Consider the following 19,813-nt stretch of genomic DNA (forward strand, 5'->3'; position numbering starts at 1 on the left):
TGCTGATGTGCTGCCAATAAGTTTCAGTTTTTTTCTGGCCTGAAATGGTATCGTCTGTAGTCCAGAATAAATGAATGGGAAATGTATAATTCTTGAAATGCCCTGTAGTCTCAAACTTACTACAGATGCTTAGATCTCCTGAAATCCTGTCTTTCTGTATAAATGATAATATTTATCATTTCCGGATGCGACTTAAAAAAAAATCAATATCATTAAATTGTCTGCCTCCACGGAAGTTTAAATAATTCATTAAAATTTTAAATCGATTTAATCCGTTTGTAACAAATTTCAATTCAGATAGTCTTATTGTAAACACAACATATATTTTTTGATCAGAAAGCCTATAAAAGCAGTCTGCCGGATTTATAAATCTTTGTGTAAAGGGGGAAATATTACATTATTTATTTGAATGTTACATTTTTGCGAAATAATTTGTTTATTTCACAATGAACATGATAATTTATGTATATTTATAACACTAATTGGGGAATAATATTTAAATAACGGTAGAAAATTATCAACTTATTTTTTGAATAAGTGAATAGGTAGATATGTAGATACATAGGGAAAAGTGGGGCTGATGGGAAAAATTAATTTAATCATTATTAAAAATAAAACGATACACTCAAAGGCTATAAAAAATATAACAGCCTTTACAACCTGCATGCTTCTGCTTCTGGTTATGTTTTCATGCCATAATGAATCTCATCATACGGACCAGGAAAATTTTGATCTATCTCTGCTGACTCAAAGTTCTGAGCTTCAGCTTTCCGGTGAATATGAGGCTTTTGTTAAGCTTAATAAGGAATATCTGAAGAAAGCAGCAAAAATAAAATATAAAGAGGGAAAAGGACTCTGCTATCTGAATATGGCAGGGGTAAATGTTTCTGCCGGAAATTATGAAAAAGCCCGTGTTTTTTTCAATAAAGCAGAAAAAGATCTGATCAATTCTGAAAATGCTTATCATAAAGCAGTCTTCTATGATGATTACAGTCTGTATTATTCTCATCTTGAAATAAATGATAAGGCTATAGAATGCAATAAAAAAGCGTTTTACTATTTAAAGCAGGCAAAAAAAACGGAACTCACCCAAAAACTTCTGCCAAGACTGTATGTCAACAAAGGAATTTACTATGCATGGAAAGGATGGTTCGGAACTTCTTTAAAATGCTTTACAAAAGCAAATGTGCTGGAAAATTCGGCATATACCAATTGTATGGTAGCCCAATACTATTTATTTACCCATAAACCTGATTCTGCCGGAATATATATTGCCAGAGCAGATGAAAAAATGATCAACCAGAAAACAACAGATGTGGAATCTCTTTGGGTATATTATACAATGGGATATTACTATAATGAAATTGACAATAGTCAACAAGCTGAAATAGCACTTAAAAAAGCGCTGGAAATCAATATTAAAACAAGACGAACCTATTCTTCACATATAAAAGAAGTTTACAAAGCACTTGCGGAATTATACAAGAAAAAAAATGACGGAGGCAAGGCCTATTTTTATCTGAAGAAATATATGGAAGAGGAAGGAAGGTTTGATGCAGAACGATTTGCCGTTATGAATAAAGCTACCGAAGATTTTATTTCGGAAATGAAACAGGAATCGGACTGGCATAAAAATGATCTTCCGTTATTTATTGCATTGTCTATCACTGTACTTACGGTTTCAGGAGTATATGTCCGGAAGATAATAAATAGGTTACAAAAAAAGAAAAATACTTTAAAAGAGCAAACCGATACATTGAAAAACCATGTCCGGACAAAGCAGCGGAATGAAGTGATTGAGCTTGCTAAAAAGAATGACTCTTCTTTTTTGTTGAAATTCAAAGAATTCTATCCTGAATTTATTAAGTCGCTTCTGGAGATCAATCCGGATCTTGAGAATTCAGAGCTGGCTTTCTGTGCAATGCTGAAATTACGCTTTTCATCCAAAGAGATTGCGGATTATACTTTTGTACAACACAAATCTGTGCAACAGAAAAAATACAGGATCAGAAAAAGGTTGAATATTCCCGGAGAAACAGATATTTATGACTTTTTTGAAAACCTGGAAGAATAATTAAACAGATCACAATAAAAACAGCAGGATCTTGTTTTATGAAGAGATTTTTTGTTGATCTTATCAGAAATAACCAGTGAGGATTTTTAAAAGATACAAAATTGTTATAGTAAGAAGATCATTGTGTAACCATAGATGTATATAGGAATTTAGCTTAATTAGAGAAACATATGATACGTATTTTTCTTTCTGTTGTACTTTTTCTTTTAGTTTCGTGCCATTCTCAAACACAGAAAGAGGATGAAAAAAAATTTGATACTGCTTTACTGAAACAGAATGAAAAGTTCAGACTTGGCGGAGAGTATGACTCGTTGATTAATCTTAATAAAAGATATTATAAACAAGCCGATAAGATGAATTATGAAGATGGAAAGGCATTGTGTTATATTAATCTGGCAGAACTCAATATATCACTGGAAAATTTTCAGAAGTCGCAGATTCTTTTTGATAACGCAAAAGAGATTCTGGATAATTCGGAAGACAATCTGCATAAAGCAAGGTTTTATAACGTTTACGGCCGCTTTAATGCGGATCTTCGAAGGCTTGATAAAGCTTTTCAATATAATAATGAAGCAATGAATTATATAAAGAAAAGCAACAATTCAGGACTTAAAAACGATATCCTTTTCAGTATTTATCTGAGACAGGGTATTTATCTCAGCCAAAAAAAAGAATATGAAAAAGCACTCGACTATTTCCATAAAGCAAAAAAATTAAATAATACCGGACTTGCAGATTGTGCGATAAGCGATTATGTCTATATGTATAAAAATAAAGATTCTGCATATAAGTACATAACGATGGCTTACAACAAAGCTAATATCAGTGGCAAAGAAGATGGAATAGCACTCTATGCCAATACTATTATGGGAGAATATTTCCTTAATTATAAACAGTATGATAAGGCAGAAATAGCTCTTAATAAAGCTTTGAAAATCAATGAGAAAACGAAGCGTATTTATGCGTATTATGCCAAGTATATTTATAATGATCTCAGATTTTTATATGAACGTACCGGAGATAAAGAGAAGGCTTATTTTTATTTGAAAGCATATTCAGATGCTTTTTATAGAACAAATACATCCTTACTGGCTACCATCAATCAGGATATGGAGTCTTTTATTACAGTAACTCAGCAGGATGCCCATCATCATAAAAATAAAATATACTGGATTGTTTCCCTTTCATTTATGGGTCTTTGCCTGCTGGGATTATATGCCTGGAGAATTATTCTTGGCTTGAAAAAACGGAAAAAAATTCTTGCTGTAGAAGCTGAAAATCTGAAAATAAGTATGAATGACAACAAGCAGGAAGAAATCATAGAACTCGGCAAAAAGAATGATCCTGAATTTTTGAACCGTTTTAAAGAAACCTATCCTGACTTTATAGCCCAGCTTTTGACGATTAATCCAGGTCTTGAAAATTCTGAACTGATTTTTTGTGCGATGCTTAAACTCCATTTTACTTCTAAAGAAATAGCAAGCTATACTATGGTTCAGCACAGGAGTATTCAGCAGAAAAAATACAGGATCAGAAAAAAATTGAATATTCCCGGAGAAACAGATATTTATCATTTTTTTGATACCTTAAAATAATCAAAAAAAAACTGTCTGATTTATCAGGTCAGACAGTACTCGAAAATATTCTCTTTTCACCACTCGGTTTTTTTTGTGGTCTCAGTACTCAAATATGAAAATTTTTAACGTAAACAGAAAAAAATACTCTACTACACGGGTACTACACCATGTGTTTGCTTTTTTAAGTTATTGATATGTAGTCAGTTGTTTCTATTTGGCGTTTTTGAAGTTTATTTATGAAAAAAAAAGACATAACGATTCGAAATTGCTTTATTTTGTAAGTCCATATATTTATAATTTATCTTTTTTCATGTACTTAAGTAACATATAAGTATTACTTTCTTTCTGATTTTCAATTTGTTTTTCCGGGGATATATTGATCAGAATATCTAAAGTATTTTATCATTAAAATTTTTGCTGATTAATGAATACAAAAGAAGCAAAATGTAAATTGTTGATATTTAGTTGTTTAGAATAAAAGTGTATCTGTGTAGTATATTCTTTTTTTGTTTTTTATTAAAAATATATAAGTTTTGTACTGCGTTTTATTGTGAATGTTTTATAATATTTTTTGTTTTGTTGAATTTATGATAATAATGTATTTGTCATTAAGATCTCTAAAAAACAAAAGTTAAAACAGATTTTTGTATAATATTTTAAATTATATTCTCAAAATAACTTTAAATAAATCTATGAAAAAAAGAATTTTATTTGTTTGCGCATTAGCGTCTTGTTTTACGGTTTTCAATGCCCAGAGATGGGAGTCTGTCTCTCAGAAAACTTCACAGATAAGAGATGGAGTAGAAGTGCAGCATTCTTACAGAGTGGATTTGAAATCTCTGAGAGAAATGCTGAAAAATGCTGAAGAGACTGGAAAAAATGCACGTCCTGTTATTATTTCTTTACCAACAGCAGAAGGCAAGATTGAAAAATTTGCGGTCTATAGCAATCCTGTAATGGATCAATCACTTGCAGACAGATATCAGCTAGGCTCATATGTCGGGATTGGTGTGGATGATGCTTCTAAGTATTTAAGATTCAGTACATCCCCTACAGATATGCAGTCTATGATCATTAAAGACGGTATATTCCAGTTTATAGAGCCAATAAGTGCTGATAAACAAACTTATGGTGTTTTTTATAAAACAAAGGAGAAAGGAGACATGCATGGGTTTGAATGTGATACGGAGCATGATCTTAAAGAGATTGGTAAATTGGAGGAAAACGGGAAAAAAATGCTTTCTAATGTAGGCATTACCAACAGACCTACCAATACCAAATACAGAACTTTCAGAATGGCTATGGCTGTTACCGGTGAATATACACAATTTCACGGGGGTACAGTTGCCGGAGCTGTCGCTGCTATCAATAACACAATGACAAGGATCAATGGGGTTTTTGAGAGAGATTTTGGAGCTCATTTTAATGTGTTGGATCTTCCTGGAATTATTTATACAGATCCTGCTAACGATTTTTACATACCTCAGGCGGCGGGTAATCCGTCATTAAATTTACAGCTGCAACAAAAGCTGACAAATGATGTTGGAAATGCCAATTATGATATTGGACACGTATTTCATTGCAACGCAGGACAAAGCAGAAATGGAAATGCCGGAGGAATAGGAATTGTTTGTACAAATCCTGCCACTAATACTTCTTTAGGAAAAGGTGCCGCTTTTTCAATGAGCCCTGACCCTGTAGGAGAAGTATTTGATTTAATGGCCGCTCATGAAATGGGACACCAGCTGGGAGCCAACCATACCTTCTCTATGAGAACTGAAGCTTCAGGTGCCAATGTTGAGCCTTGGGGAGGAACAACGATCATGGGATATCCGGGAATTACTCAGGATAATATTCAGGCCAATATGGATGGATATTTCCATTATAAATCTATTTCTCAGGTATTAAATAACCTTGAAGCTAAAGTAGGATGTGGTGTTGCTGTTGATATCATCAACAATACCGCACCGGTGATTACCCCACTGGCTAATTATTCTATACCTAAAGGAACTGCCTATTATCTTGATGCTGTAGCAGCTGATGCAGAAAGTGACCCTTTTACTTATACATGGGAACAATACAACAGTGTAGGAGACAGAAATACCATTTCCGGAGATAGCGGATGGGGATATAATGCAGAAGGTGCTATCGCAAGATCTTTACCGGGAACAGCTAACAGCAGAAGATATTTTCCTAAACTGGAAACCGTAATGAATGGTGTGCTGACAGACAAACAAGTATGGGAAACCGTTTCCTATATCCCAAGAACACTGAACTATGCAGTAACCGTAAGAGATCAGAATGCATCAAGACCCATGACTTCTACTGCTGAGACAGTTGTAACGGTAGGTAATGACGGACCTTTCAAGTTCAGCGGACTTACAACAACATCTGTTTTATATAATGATGCATCCAACACCATTACATGGGATGCTGCAAACACCAATAACGCTCCTTATAATGTAGCGGCTGTAAAAATAGATTATACAACCAATAATGGAACTACATGGACAGATCTGGTAGCCTCTACACCTAATACGGGAAGCTATACTGTACAAATGCCGGCTAATCTAACAGGTGCTGTTAAATTAAGAATATCAGCCATAGGTAATATTTTCTATGCTGTATCTCCTGCTGTAACTGTAGGGGCAGCTCCTACTTCTACTACAGCTGCTCCAACAGGAGTTTCTGTAATAGACACAGAAGTTTTAAAAACAACGGCGAGAATATCATGGAATAAAGTACCGGGAGCTACTTACTCTGTCAATTACAGAAAAGTAGGAACCGCAAGCTGGTCGAATACAACAAGCGCTGTCAACTCTGTATTGCTGTCAAACCTCGAAGATGAAACCAATTATGAAGTACAGGTAGCTGCTGTTGTGAACACTGTTCCTGGTGCATTCTCAACTAATTATACTTTTAAAACAAAAGGGCTGAGAACTGGTACAGATTATTGTTTAATGACTACAGGAGGAAATGGCGGAAGCTTTAATAGCGGTCTTGTAAGATTGACATTATCTAACCTGGCTTATGTATTTACCGGATTGGATGTTTACAAAACATATCTTGACTTTAGTGAAGATGCAACCAAAGTTGTTAATTTAACAAAAGGAACTCAGTATACCGCAAGCTTTAGAAACCTTGCTGGAGGAAATTATAATGACTGGCTTGAAATCTGGATAGATTACAACAGGAACGGAGTATTTGAAAGCTCTGAAAAAGTAGCAACTGACGGAGCACTTCCTGCCTATGTTGCTGCAGCACAGGCTTATCTTCGTGATGGAAATGTAACATTTACAGTACCTGATACGGCATACTCTGGTGAAAAATTGCTGAGAATGAGAGTCGCAAGTACTTTCTTTAATGCAGCCAGCGGACCTTGTGGAAGCCCTACGGTACCTGTAAATGGTGGAGGAATTGTTTCTGTAGGGTCTTTCAGAGATTTTTCTGTTAGAATTTCGGAAAATGCTAACCTTGCTGTTAAAGATATAGTTGACACAAAATCATCCGAAGTATCTATTTATCCTAACCCTGCGGATACATTTATAGAAGTGAAGAACCTTAAAGGTAAAGCAGATTACAAAATCTACAGTGCAGACGGAAGATTAGTTCAGCAAGGTAAAATTGAAGGAAAGATCAACGTTGCTTCTCTGATAAAAGGAATGTATGTGATCACTATAAAAGATGATAAGAATACTTATAATACTAAATTGATCAAGAAATAACACAAATGAAACTCCGCACATCAGGATCTAAAAAAGCGGGGAGAAAAAAGATTTATTGAACTGAAAAAGGCTGTCTCATCATGGGGCAGCCTTTTGTTCTTACTTATGAATTCAGGTGACTGTTAAAAAATTAAAGCATTGTCATTATTGATTTTTCCGAATGCATCCGTTCTCCATTTTCCTGGGATTCCTGTTTGGTAGCGGCAGTTCTCTTTCTCATACGGTATTCCTGGAGTAGAAACCCTTTTACACAAGAAGTCTGTACTGAAATTAAAGAGAAATAAATTTTAGCTGAACCGAAAAAGAATCTAAATATAATAGGGCGCGCTTTAGCCCGCCCTCCATTGAAATTAAATATAAAAGATAGAAGTTTATTAAGCACTGTGCATGAATTTTTGTCTATCCAATAGTACTTCTTCAGTTTCCCGATGATCCGGATCATCCACACAGCAGTCTACAGGACAAACAGCTTTACATTGAGGTTCTTCATGAAAACCTTTACACTCTGTACATTTTCCGGATACAATATAATACACTTCATCTGAGACAGCCGGATGGTAGGCATCGGCATCACCTTCAGTACCATCAGGAAATGTTATATGTCCTGAAAGTTTTGTTTTGTCTTTCCAGCGCCAGTCGATAGCACCTTCGTAAATGGCTGAGTTGGGGCATTCAGGTTCGCAGGCTCCACAGTTGATACAGGCATCTGTTATTTTTATAGCCATATGGTTTGAATTTAAAGGGTTTAAAAAAGAGATTTCTTCAACCTTGAACGATTGGGAAATCCCCGCTAAACTTAATGACAGCAGTTTAACACTGTTCTTTGGAAATAGACAGCATAAAGTGTGCTGTTTTTATTTTAAATCTTTAATATGCAGTAATTTAGTTGATAATGGCAATTTTTTTAGAAGTTGCAATGCTGATAAGCTTATCAAACTTCCCGGAATAGAGTTCTGAAATTTGAGTGGATGGGTCAGCTGCAAATAATGATGATCTGACAATCGGAACGCTGAATGGCAGTGGCCAGGCACGCAGTGATTTGGCTATAGAATCCATAGTGTTGATTCCCTGCATGGCCTGCAGCCCGTCTGCCCAGCACACCAGTCCTACGGTTTTATCCGTGAGATAAGGCTCGTACCTGTTGGCGGTTACTTCAAGCCAGTCCAGACAGTTTTTCATCACTCCCGGAATGCTTCCATGGTAAAGAGGAGCCAGCCAGATATGCAGATCAGCATCTGTGAACATCTGTATCATACGCTCTACTGCCAAAGGAGTTTTGGTGAGTGTAACATCGAATAAAGGAATGCCGGAATCAGCAAGGGTAAAAATATCAGTCTGAATTCCCAGCATTTTTATACGTTCTGAAAAATAGTCTGAAATCAGTCCGGAAGTAGATACAGTTCTTCTTTCCAGCGATCCGTTGAGTATAATAGCTTTCATTTTTTATTGTTTAAAAATTACTTTGGGTAAGCCAATCTCACCATACATCAGTGTTTTAACCAGAGGTTTCAATAATCCCGCTGCTAATAAATATAGAGAAGGATCATGAGAGGTACTTGCCCGTACAACCACTTTCTGATTTCTATACTGTTTCAGGTCTGCATAGATGAAACGTCGTTTCCAGAGATCCAGGAGAACAGTTTCTGCATTGTTTAGATCAACATAAGAAGCATAGGGAGACAATTTTTCCATGATCAGCATATAGGCCCAGGGAGGAATGACAGCATCCGTAGAACAGATGATTGCTACTGCTTTTTCGTCATAAACAGAAAAGTCTACCGCAGCAATTGATTCTTTAAATTCTTTTTCCTTAACAATCATTCCCATGAAAAGGTGATCTTTGATATCCAGTTCTACAATTTCCGTAGTCGGTTTGTAATCTGAAAGGTCAAGAGCAATAATGCCTGAAGCCTTTGCTTTATTGATAAAATTTTCCTCAGTCATAGTTGGTTTACTTTCAGTGTTACTTATCTTACTTTCGACAAAGCTTCTTCATATTTTCTTTCAACAGCCGACCAATCAAGTACAGACCAGAAAGCATCCAGATAATCTGCACGTTTATTCTGATAATTCAGATAATAGGCATGTTCCCAAATGTCTATCCCAAGAATAGGGAAACCTCTGTTCATCGAAAGAATATCCATCATCGGATTATCCTGGTTAGGAGTAGAACTGATGGCCAGTGATCCGTTGAATTTTACAAATAACCACACCCATCCGGAACCGAACTGTGATAAACCTGTTTTCTTCATTTCTGCCTTAAGATTTTCAAGACTACCAAAAGTTGAAACAATAGCTTCATCAAGTATGCCCGCAGGATTCAGCTTAGGTTGTGGTGAAAGAATTTCCCAGAATAAAGAATGATTATAATGACCTCCGCCATTATTCCTTACAGCAGGACTATACTCGCTTATTCTCTGCAGTAGAGAATCCAGATCAGGATTGGCTTCATTGGTTTGTGCCAGTGCAGCATTCAGGTTGTCTACATAAGCCTGGTGATGTTTTTGATGGTGAATGGTCATCGTTTGTTTATCTATAAAAGGTACCAAAGCATCATAAGCATAAGGTAACTGGGGTAACGAAAATGGAGTCATTGTATTTATTTTTTTGATTAATGTGGTACAAAGGTAAAAATATATTTTAATAAAACAACTTTTTAGTTGTTTTATTTATTTTGCATTTGAAATGAATAAAAGATTGTAAATCTTTGTTTTAAGCTTTAATTTTTGAGGTTATAGAAAATGACTATATTTGTTGTTGAAAAATAAAACAACCTAAATATTGTCAAATGAAGAAGCCGGCTGCGGATCGTATTCTGATGTTTTTAAAGATGAGGGGTGAGGCTACATCGCTTCTTATTGCTGAAGAATTGTCGATTACCAAGGAAGGGGCAAGGAAGCATTTGCTGAATCTTGCTCAGGAAGGATTGATCCGGTCTTCGGTAAAAAGCGAAGGCGTTGGTCGTCCATCTACTTACTATACTCTTACAGAAAAAGGATTGGCTCAGTTTCCTGATACCCATGCAGATGTAACAGTTCAGATTTTGAAATCAGTAAAAAATCTTTTGGGTGAAAATGCATTGGATCTATTAATCAGTGACCGTGAGAAGAATACTCATGAACGTTATGAAAAAGTACTTTCAAAGGCAAAATCACTGGAACAGCGCCTTGAATCTCTTTCAGAAGTGCGTAGTGAAGAAGGCTATATGGCAGAATGGAAAAAAGAAGGTGATGACTATTATCTGATTGAGAATCATTGCCCGATATGCGCTGCAGCAAAAGAATGTCAGGGTTTCTGCCGTGCAGAATTGTCCAATTTCCAATCGCTGATAGGAAAAGAGTATAAAGTGGAAAGAATAGACCATATTATTTCGGGAGGGCAGCGCTGTGTCTATAAAATCAGTCAGTAGTTCGCATGTATCAATCCATAAAGATTTGAAAATCAATTTGTTTATAATGATTGGGGTTTCGTATAAAAATAAAGAGGCTGTCCTGAAAGTTTGGACAACCACTTTATTTGCTGATTTTATTCGTACCCCTATACAGCAGGAGTATATTGATATTTGATTCTCAGAGGGTGTATCTGATTTTGAGGACACTCTCTTCATCGATAAGTAAATTAATAAAGCAGATTTTCTATTTCTTTATTAATTTTTTTGTAATTATAGTATGCTGAATGGTTATTATTTTTAAAATATATTCTCCCTGGCTAAGATTGTTTGACTGAATGGTGCTTTGAGAAAGATTCCCACTCTTAATCAGTTTTCCGGACATATCGTACAATTCATAGGATTCCAGATTATCTCCTTTCACTGTAAAGGACGCATTAAAAGGATTAGGATATACTTTAACATCTGAATTTCTTTCTTCGGCAGCAGCAGATGACATTTTATTTTTCGCTGCTTTCAGGATTTTATTGGTCATACCCATATTCGATGCCATTTCTAAAACCTGACCGAATCTTGGTTCCTCTTTCACACATCTTACATTCATTGCATTCATAGGATGTCCGGTATAAGCATCACTTAAAGAGATAAGTTTGGAGGTAGTAATATTTTGAGTATCAAATCCTAAATGGAATGCTGCTCCGTATGAATTTGCTGATCGTAAAGCAGCTGTCCATACTCCTGAGATTCCAAGTCTCATAGCAGAAGATATGGCTTCATTACTGTAGAAACCTCTGTATCCCGTTACAGGATAATTCCCGATCTTGTACTTAGAGTTAGGATTATTCGTATTGTCGGATCCCAGCTGATATCCCCATACTGTGTTAGCATTTTTTACTGTTTTACCGGTATAATAAGGAATACCTCCGTTATAGATGTCTGTAGGTTCTTTGATATCATAGCCTACATTCTGCAATACTCCCATACTGAAAATCCTATATTTGTCTACAGTTGCATTAGGAGCATAGAATCCATTGAACCAGGGAGAACTGCCTTTATCTCCTTTCCCGTTAGTGTCTGTAACGCCGTTTGAAATATCAGGAACTCTCCATCCACCGGGACATGGATCGAAAGGAGATTTGCTGGTAGCATGTCCCCATCTTTCCATCATCTGGTTAGGAATAGAATAAAGCCAATCCTGTCCATAGGCAGCATTAAATGATGACCTATTGGTATATTTCTGACCAGGAATCATAAATGCAAGTGGGTTTTCTGAAGAATATTTCAGGGTGTTTGTGATTTTTTCTGCTTTTGTACTTCCTGTTGTGCCATAATCAATATCCCGGCGTTTCGTGTAGGTACTCGTATAAGAAGTGCCTGTAATCTCGGTATAAGATGATGGAATAATATTTCCATTGGTATCAGGTCCTGAAGATTTCCATATACTGTATGTTCCGGTATTGGTGTAGCCGCCTGATACATTTACTCCCGGTTTTATGAAAGTAGGTATAGGATCTTTCCTTCCCCATTGGTATTGCATTCCTGCAGAGTTGCCAATCATTAAAAGTTCATTCCCTGTAGGAGCTGAAGGATTAATTACAACGGGAAAGACATCTGTTGCTCCTAAGTTTCTATCCATAAACGTACTCTTCATTGGCTGGGAGCCAGAATTGGTAAAGTTTACATAATTTGCATTAGATGGTAAAAGCACATCTTCTGTCTGATAAGCTATTTCTCCTATATCTGTATTGCTCACCCATATATGCCAGCTCCAGTAAACAGGATTTTCAACATTACCGTTATGTAAAGACACTAATGCATTACCTGACTGATTGGCCGGTATTTTTACAGAGATATATGCATTTTTTATAGCATTAACATCTGCAGGAGGGTTTACGATTTTAATATTGGAAACCAGAGCGGTATTGTCGGTCCAGTAAACATTCACCTTCAGATTACCAAAGTCTCTCATCCCATGATCAGAAAGATACTGATTATATACTGAAAATGCTTTACTTACAGGAACCTGAATTTCTTGTTCAGTTGCGGCTTTGGTCACTACATAAGAGTTAGGGGTATTAAGACCTTCTGTATAATTTACTATGGAAGGATTTACAAAAAACTCAGTAGGAAAGTCATAACCTGAAGCGTATTTGTCTTCCATACATCTGCAGGCTCCGGTTCCCATTGTACTGGTCGTTTCGAATGGATTAAGATAATATTTTCCTTTCATTCCGGGGAATGTTACTGAATCAGGACTTACGTCAATCCTTCCCGGATCAGCAAAGGCATAAAAGAAATAAGTCTGTACAGTGCTGAGATTAAGCATTGTTGAAGAATGTGCCACAATCTCATGCGGATCCTGATGATAAGTTCCTCCGGTACTTCCAACTACATATTTACCATTTCCAGGATATATTCCCATATTTCTGGAAAAATCACCCATGCTGTAAGCGGTAACGGTATTGGTAAAATCCATTCCCAGACCACCATATATTTTTATTCCGTTTAGATGAGGATGTACAGTAGTTGGCTTTATTAGATTGAATCCTGACTGTACATCACTACTGGCTCCTGTAAACCGGTATCTGTTTCTTCCCCATGGTGAAAAATGATTTGTTGTTCCTGCAGTATTGTTGATATGAGAAGGAATTCTCCATCCGTTAGGACAAGGATCGTATGGTGCCTTAGGCTTGAAGGTATTCACTGTTGATCCGGATGTTCCCATTGCATTTTCAGAATTATCTCCCCATAAATTTGCTTTTTTTCTTGAGGCGTTATCTGTATCTAATGTTTTCTGGAACCATGCGCTGCCTCCTGCTTTATTGTTATAAATAAGATCCAGAGGATTATTAATGGAGTACTTTACATTATTATTTATGTCATCAAAAGGTCTTTGTACGGATTTAATATCATCTGCCGTGCCTGCATCAGCATAGTCGTACAGATGCTTTTTCACTCCTGAGGTTCCGTTGATCTCATACATTGATCCATCTTTATATTCTAAAGGAGGAAACGGGTCTTTTCTTCCCCATTGATATACCAGACCTCCCGATTTATTCCAGTCATATCCTATAAAGTCTCTATTGGTAGCTCCCATATTTCTGTCCATCCATTTGGGAACAAAAGATTGGGTTACGCCATTCACTGTAAATTTGGCATTAGGACTGCCCGCAGTTGTATTATTGTCAGAAACAAATCCATAGGTAGTTCCGTTAGTAGGATCATCAGTAACCCAGACATGCCAGCTCCAGACAACCTTATTGTTTATCTTTAAAGCAATAACAGCATTTCCTTTTCCTTTTGATTTATCTACTTCCACTTTTATTTTTGCAGCATCTCCTGAGCCTTCAACCGGCAGAATATAATTGGAAGAACGAATTAACCCCGGAACATCTTCCCAATATACTTCGGCCTGCAAAGATCCGTTTAGCGTTGAAGGATCATTAAGCAAACCATTGACGTCACTCCACATCGCATATGCTTTTTTTACAGGGATATATAAGCCATTATTATTCTGTCCGGAGTCAAAAATATAGCTGTTGGGAGCTTTAGTCCAGTCTCTGCAGTCTGCAGCATTAATAATAGCATTTGTATTTGAAGTGCATCCATTAGTGTTTTTTACGACAATCTGATAGATTCCCGGCTGTAATCCGGTTTTAGTATTACTCTGCTGGTAGGTAGCACCTCCGTCAAAACTGTATAGAAGGTTAGTATCCGTAGTGTTTACTGTAATACTCCCTGTATTTACAGTACATGTAGGATTTGTAATAGCAGCTGAAAAAGCAGCAGGTATTAATGGAGCAGATTCTATAATAGCGGAAACAGCTTCCGAAACAGCTCCTGAAGAATTTTTAATCCTTACCTTATAGGTGCCTTGCGGTAAGCCTGAGATGGTATTGGAAGCCTGGAATGTGACTCCGTTATCAAAACTATATGTTACTCCATCAAGTGGAGAAGTTACAGTAATAGAACCAGACAGGATACTGCATGTAGGCTGTGTTACAGATAAAGTGGGTGTATCTACCTGTGCTATTTGAATATAGTTGTCAATTTTCAGGGATGAGGTAAGATTATCCGCATAATCTGCCTCTAATTCTGCATAGTGATTTCCTGCTGTAGTGAAGGTTATTCCCGGATTGTTTTCTGTTGAATGGATCAATCCTGCTCCGTCATCAAATTTCCACTGTACAGATAAAGGACTTCCTTGAGACAGATTGGTAAATTGTATATTGCTGCCTATATATGAAGAGGTAGGAACTGCAGAAAACTCTACGGCAGGAGATATGGAAACAGAGTTTCCAAAATTTACACTGGCATTTACGTCTATTGCCTGCCTTTGTCCTGCAGTATTAGTATAGGCTTTCACCCGGATATAATATTTTCCGGGAGTTAATGGATAGTTCAGAACTTCCGGGCTACGGCTGTTTAGCCATCCTCTAGCTCCATCGCTCATCCATGCCGTAGCTGTAATGAGAGTTTCCGTTTCACTGCCGTCTGTGTTTTTTTTAACAAGGTAGGTCCAGTTTCTGACAAAAGATAATGATCTCAGATTTAAGACTGCTGTTGTAACTCCTACAGGGATTTCAAATTCTTTGCTTACATAAAAATGATAGCCTGTAATCACATTATTACCTGTTATCCATCTTGTAATTCCTGCCCCAGTCCCTATTGTTGAAGCTGAAGACCATCCTGCTGCAGTAGCTGTATAACGTGTTACAGGTACACTTACAGCTCCGTTAGGATCTGTGTATGTCCAATCCGGATCTGGGATGCCGGCATCAGACATCATGGTTCCGTCATCATTTCTTCCCGATCCCAGATCTACTATGCTTCCGGATGTAATCTTGATGGTTCTTACAGAAGCTGAAGTTCCTGATGCATTACTTACAGTGAGCTTAGCTTTATAAATCCCGGGCGTGTTATATGTAACGCTGGGATTTGGAACGGATGAAACTGAAGGATTGCCTCCGGTGAACTCCCACGAAAAAGCGGCTGGTGATCCGGTACTTTCATCCAGAAAATTAACCGTATTACTGCCGGCAACTGTGACTGAAAATTTGGATAACGGGCTTTGAGCATAAATATGCATTGCCAGTATGAATCCAAATAAAGAGATAATTTTTTTCATTGCTGATGATTTTTTATCAAACATATATAGATTCATCGGGAAGTGAAATAAATAGTTGACCAAATTTATAAAAATGATATTTGGATTTATAAATTAAAAATAATTTAATTAGTTGATATATAGATTGTTGTGTTCTTTTTTTTCTCTATGGGGTTCCATATAAAAAGCAGGGGATATTTTTAAAATATCTTAACTTTATAATGATGAATTAGGTAAGTATTTGGAAATAAAATTGATGATTTGTTATAACATATACTTTTGTTTTATTGCTGTTTATTTATTATAAGTCTCAATTTTGATTATTTTTTTGAATTCTGCATAGATTTGTAAAAATAAAACACACAATGATCGTATTAAAAAAAGTATTTATTTTATTTTTCCTCTTGTCTATAAAAGTATACTGCCAGATTTCGGATAGAAGTTCAAGGGAAATAGACAGCCTGATACAAAAAGACCAATGGGATCTGGCACATTATAAGCTGACTGATGAGAATACCCAATTCAAAAGGCTTTCCAGATATCCGCTTCATTATCACCTGCTGATTAAGCTTGATTCTGTAACAGTTTTATACAAAAAAGGAAAATATCCTCAATCCGGAGAAGCTTTGCTTCGTATCATTAAAGAAATACACGATAATAAGAAAGAGCTTAAATCATATTATTCACCATTGAATCATATTGCTGTAACAAGACTTTTCTATATAGAAAAAAGACTTGGAAATGTTTCGCAGGGACTCAAATATCTATCTTTCTTTTCATCTGAAATGGAATCTGTTTACAGGAAAAAGCAAAAACTTCTTTTTGGAGTGGCTCATATAGAGCTGGGAAATTATAAAAAGGGAATCGAAATCTTGAACAGCCGTTTGAAAGATATAAAAGAAGATTACAATCATCTTCTGTTCAGTAAATTTTTGCATGATAAAGAAACTGCGGCAACTTATAATACTAAAGGAGATGCTTTTATAAAATGGTATAAAAGCACAGGAGAAAAAAAATATCTTGATTCTTCCAGATACAGCTATAATATGGCGTTTAATATAATGAAGGATTCACCCTATTTTTCAAACTATTCCAAAGCGCTGCATCTTTACAGACAGGCCAATACTGCTTTACTGCAAAAGAAGTATCATGATGCAGGTACACTTTTCACTAGGTGTGAGAAAAATCCTGAACTTATGAATAAGAATTTATCCAGAGAATGTGTATGGGTTGGAAAGGCTGAAACCTGCACCTATCTTAAAAAGACGGATTCTGCTTTTTATTATATCAATAAAATAGATAATGAGAAAAATTCGGAATGCAGCTATGAAAATAAGCTTAAAATACTTCATTTGCTAAGTCTTAATTATGAGAACATCGGAGATAATAAAAATGCATATAAATATGCCAAAATAAGCTTGTCTGAGATTGATAGAATAAATCAGCAAAAACATGTTGGAAATTACTTTTTAGGAAAATATGAACAGCAGGAAATAATATTATCCTCAAAAAAGATGATTGAAGAAAATGAAAAGAAAAGTTTTATACTGATTACTGTCATTATATTTATTTCAACACTTACTATTGTGTTGTTTATTTATCATTATAAAAGAAAAAGCAATACATATTCCGGAACTGCGTATCAGGAGAGAGAGCATGATGCAATTCCCTTCACAGAAGGTATACCGCTTATCATAGATAATGAGCTGGTAAATCAGATATTAAAAAAGCTTGAAGATCTTGAGTCGGGAAAAAAATTTCTATCCAATAATTTTAAGCTTTCAAATCTTGCCAAGCAGCTCAATACCAACACTGCTTATTTGTCACAGATTATTAATCAGCATAAAGGAATGAGCTTTTCTGAATACGTAAATGATCTGAGAATAGATTATATTGTGAGTGAACTTCAGAATAATTCGGTTCTCCGTAAATATACCATACAGACAATGTCGAAAGAAGCGGGTTATAAAAGTACAACAACTTTTATCAGTGCATTTAAAAAGAAAACCATGACGACTCCTTCAGAGTATATCAGAAAACTCAAAAATGTTGATTGATATAAAACTGGAAATCAATATGTTATCATGATTTCCATCAGCAAGAGTATGGATGCCATTTTTTTAGAAGACTGATACTCAGGATTCAGCTGTTCACGGATTTCTCCCAAAGCTTTGCTTAATTTATTACTCACTGTCTTGTTACTGATGCCCAGAGCTTCTGCTGTTTCATTAACTGACATGTTTTTCCGGATTCTCATATCATAGACCTGCTGTTCCGTTGAGGAAAGCTGGGAAACTACTTCATCAATCATGGTTAATAAAGCACTGATCTCATTTTCCTCAAGGATTTCAAAATACTCTGAATCTGCAATTTCTATTTCATTAGGAATATCAAACTCGTCAATACTCAGAGTTGGAGGCGCTTTTTTATAGCTGTTATAAAAATTAATAATCCGATAATGAAGATGGCGTAGAAGGTAGCCTTTGGCACTTTCTGTATCATCGGTCTGTATGGCATCCGTATTCTCAAGAATCTTCATCCATAAGTTCTGAAGAATTTCTTCAGAGGCTTCCTTATCCCGTGTCCGTATAAAAACAAAACGATACAGACTATTCCAATACCGGTCATACAGCAGCATAAATGCAGGACGGTCGCCTGATTTTATTTTCTTTAATAATGTATAATCTGTTGGGTTCATATTGTGATACAAAATTACCTAAAGTAAAATTAACTTTTTGTGAACTTTGGGTGTGATAAGATTAAATATTTCTGAAAAACAGCACTTAAATAGGGTGCTAATGTTGGGTAAATGTGAAAATTGATGAAAATTATTAACAATTTGGTTGTAATGTGAATATAACGTTAAGGATGCCCCGGGGAAGTTTTTCATTTTCACGGTCTTATAGATAGAAGTATCAGTGAATACATGACAAGACCTTATGAAAAAACGTTTAACCTATAAAAATATTGAAGCCTTTGTTTTCAGACTTTGGGAACGGGAAGTTACGGAAGACTCAATTTCTGAAAAAGAAAACGAACTTTTAAAGCAATGGAAAAATCTTGCAGAAAAAGATCTGGATATTGTTCATCTTAAAGAATCCAAAGAAAGAGTATTGTCCGGACTGGAGTATTACTTTCCTCAAACAGATATTATTTCTATCCGATCTGCAAAAAGCTTTACCACACATCTGTATAAAATAGCTGCGGTTATTATCCTGCTTTTATCATTGGGCGGAGTTTTTACCTACACCATGTTCATTAAGCCGGATGTTTATCTTGCAGGATCCGGCAGCCGAATTGTTCATCTTGAAGACGGATCTGTAGTTACTCTTTTGCCTGGCGCTGAACTGACTGTAGAAAAATCTTTTCCTGCTTCTACAAGAGTGGTGGATTTAAAAGGAGATGCTATATTCTCTGTGGCAAAATCTAAAACGCATCCTTTCATCGTTCGTGCGGATGGTTTCAGTACTAAAGTATTGGGAACAGTATTTAAAATTTCACAGTCAGGCAAGAAAAAAGCGGTTGATCTTTATGAAGGGAAGGTGGCTGTTTCTTCCCCGGGTGTTCCGGTTTCTTTCCTTAAGCCTAATCAGAAATGGACCAATTTCGGAATTGCTCATACTACAGCAATTATTTCATTGAAACCTGTGAAAAGCCCAGTAAACAAAGCTCCTGCAATATTGTATTTGAGCTTTAACGATGTTCCTTTAAAAGAAGTAGCAGCCGTCCTGGAAAGCAATTATGATACAAAGGTTCAGTATCCTAAGGAAGCTGAAGATAAGAAGATCACTGCAGATTTCACTGGTGGTACTGTGGGTGAGAATATTGAGTCATTAGCCTTCATCCTGGGATTAGAAGTACATAAAAAAGAAAATACCTATATCCTTAAGAAATAAATCATTATTCAAAAAAAAATAATCATAATCAAGAGAACACTATTAA

General features: G+C 36.0%; 12 protein-coding genes. 6 read left to right on the plus strand and 6 right to left on the minus strand.

The features are described from left to right. The first annotated feature begins 580 nt into the window (after positions 1–580). The 3 genes from BW946_RS01130 (at position 581) to BW946_RS01140 (ending at position 7,376) form a co-directional block, all read left to right on the plus strand. Positions 581–2,074: a tetratricopeptide repeat protein gene (locus tag BW946_RS01130; RefSeq protein ID WP_139325949.1), complete on the plus strand. Its 1,494-nt coding sequence runs from the start codon at positions 581–583 to the stop codon at positions 2,072–2,074. Positions 2,075–2,244: 170 nt separating this feature from the next. Continuing rightward, positions 2,245–3,669 carry a tetratricopeptide repeat protein gene (locus BW946_RS01135; protein ID WP_076594415.1) on the plus strand — a complete coding sequence of 475 codons (1,425 nt, stop codon included), beginning with the start codon at positions 2,245–2,247 and terminating at the stop codon, positions 3,667–3,669. Positions 3,670–4,343: 674 nt separating this feature from the next. Continuing rightward, positions 4,344–7,376, plus strand: coding sequence for a reprolysin-like metallopeptidase (locus BW946_RS01140; RefSeq protein WP_076594416.1), 3,033 nt, complete (start codon positions 4,344–4,346; stop codon positions 7,374–7,376). Between the two features lie 374 nt (positions 7,377–7,750). Here the strand turns inward: BW946_RS01140 and BW946_RS01145 are convergent, their stop codons facing one another. The 4 genes from BW946_RS01145 to BW946_RS01160 form a co-directional block, all read right to left on the minus strand. Further along, positions 7,751–8,101: a 4Fe-4S dicluster domain-containing protein gene (locus tag BW946_RS01145; protein ID WP_076594417.1), complete on the minus strand. Its 351-nt coding sequence runs from the start codon at positions 8,099–8,101 to the stop codon at positions 7,751–7,753. A gap of 157 nt (positions 8,102–8,258) precedes the next feature. Next, positions 8,259–8,816 (minus strand): NADPH-dependent FMN reductase, encoded by a 558-nt coding sequence (locus BW946_RS01150; protein WP_076594418.1) that lies wholly within the window; start codon positions 8,814–8,816, stop codon positions 8,259–8,261. Positions 8,817–8,819: 3 nt separating this feature from the next. Next, positions 8,820–9,320, minus strand: a complete 501-nt coding sequence (locus tag BW946_RS01155; protein WP_076594419.1) for a DUF2480 family protein — start codon at positions 9,318–9,320, stop codon at positions 8,820–8,822. A 23-nt stretch (positions 9,321–9,343) separates the two neighbouring features. Beyond that, complete coding sequence (locus BW946_RS01160) at positions 9,344–9,970, minus strand: superoxide dismutase (RefSeq protein WP_076594420.1); 627 nt, start codon at positions 9,968–9,970, stop codon at positions 9,344–9,346. A gap of 194 nt (positions 9,971–10,164) precedes the next feature. Here BW946_RS01160 and BW946_RS01165 point away from each other — a divergent pair, with 194 nt between their 5' ends. Further along, entirely contained in the window at positions 10,165–10,785 is a 621-nt protein-coding gene (locus BW946_RS01165) for a helix-turn-helix transcriptional regulator (RefSeq protein ID WP_076594421.1), read from the plus strand. A 226-nt stretch (positions 10,786–11,011) separates the two neighbouring features. On the opposite strand, the gene BW946_RS01170 is transcribed toward BW946_RS01165, so the two are convergent. After that, a complete protein-coding gene (locus tag BW946_RS01170) occupies positions 11,012–15,892 on the minus strand; it encodes a PKD domain-containing protein (RefSeq protein ID WP_170872038.1) in 4,881 nt (1,626 codons plus the stop codon). Between the two features lie 344 nt (positions 15,893–16,236). On the opposite strand from BW946_RS01170, the gene BW946_RS01175 reads away from it, so the two are divergent. Continuing rightward, entirely contained in the window at positions 16,237–17,928 is a 1,692-nt protein-coding gene (locus BW946_RS01175; RefSeq protein WP_076594423.1) for a helix-turn-helix domain-containing protein, read from the plus strand. Positions 17,929–17,942: 14 nt separating this feature from the next. Here BW946_RS01175 and BW946_RS01180 read toward each other — a convergent pair whose 3' ends face one another. Then, positions 17,943–18,569, minus strand: a complete 627-nt coding sequence (locus BW946_RS01180) for an RNA polymerase sigma factor (RefSeq protein WP_076594424.1) — start codon at positions 18,567–18,569, stop codon at positions 17,943–17,945. A 241-nt stretch (positions 18,570–18,810) separates the two neighbouring features. Between BW946_RS01180 and BW946_RS01185 the strand changes: the two genes are divergently transcribed. Continuing rightward, positions 18,811–19,767, plus strand: a complete 957-nt coding sequence (locus BW946_RS01185) for a FecR family protein (protein ID WP_076594425.1) — start codon at positions 18,811–18,813, stop codon at positions 19,765–19,767. Positions 19,768–19,813: the final 46 nt, after the last annotated feature.

It is taken from the genome of Chryseobacterium sp. RU33C, assembly GCF_900156015.1.
GTDB classification, from domain to species: domain Bacteria; phylum Bacteroidota; class Bacteroidia; order Flavobacteriales; family Weeksellaceae; genus Chryseobacterium; species Chryseobacterium candidae.

Coding starts and splice junctions, on each gene's coding strand:
- BW946_RS01155 (WP_076594419.1), bottom strand. CDS start 9,320: ATGACTGAGGAAAATTTTATCAATAAAGCAAAGGCTTCAGGCATTATT.
- BW946_RS01165 (WP_076594421.1), top strand. CDS start 10,165: ATGAAGAAGCCGGCTGCGGATCGTATTCTGATGTTTTTAAAGATGAGG.
- BW946_RS01160 (WP_076594420.1), bottom strand. CDS start 9,970: ATGACTCCATTTTCGTTACCCCAGTTACCTTATGCTTATGATGCTTTG.
- BW946_RS01135 (WP_076594415.1), top strand. CDS start 2,245: ATGATACGTATTTTTCTTTCTGTTGTACTTTTTCTTTTAGTTTCGTGC.
- BW946_RS01175 (WP_076594423.1), top strand. CDS start 16,237: ATGATCGTATTAAAAAAAGTATTTATTTTATTTTTCCTCTTGTCTATA.
- BW946_RS01145 (WP_076594417.1), bottom strand. CDS start 8,101: ATGGCTATAAAAATAACAGATGCCTGTATCAACTGTGGAGCCTGCGAA.
- BW946_RS01180 (WP_076594424.1), bottom strand. CDS start 18,569: ATGAACCCAACAGATTATACATTATTAAAGAAAATAAAATCAGGCGAC.
- BW946_RS01185 (WP_076594425.1), top strand. CDS start 18,811: ATGAAAAAACGTTTAACCTATAAAAATATTGAAGCCTTTGTTTTCAGA.
- BW946_RS01130 (WP_139325949.1), top strand. CDS start 581: ATGGGAAAAATTAATTTAATCATTATTAAAAATAAAACGATACACTCA.
- BW946_RS01150 (WP_076594418.1), bottom strand. CDS start 8,816: ATGAAAGCTATTATACTCAACGGATCGCTGGAAAGAAGAACTGTATCT.
- BW946_RS01140 (WP_076594416.1), top strand. CDS start 4,344: ATGAAAAAAAGAATTTTATTTGTTTGCGCATTAGCGTCTTGTTTTACG.
- BW946_RS01170 (WP_170872038.1), bottom strand. CDS start 15,892: ATGAAAAAAATTATCTCTTTATTTGGATTCATACTGGCAATGCATATT.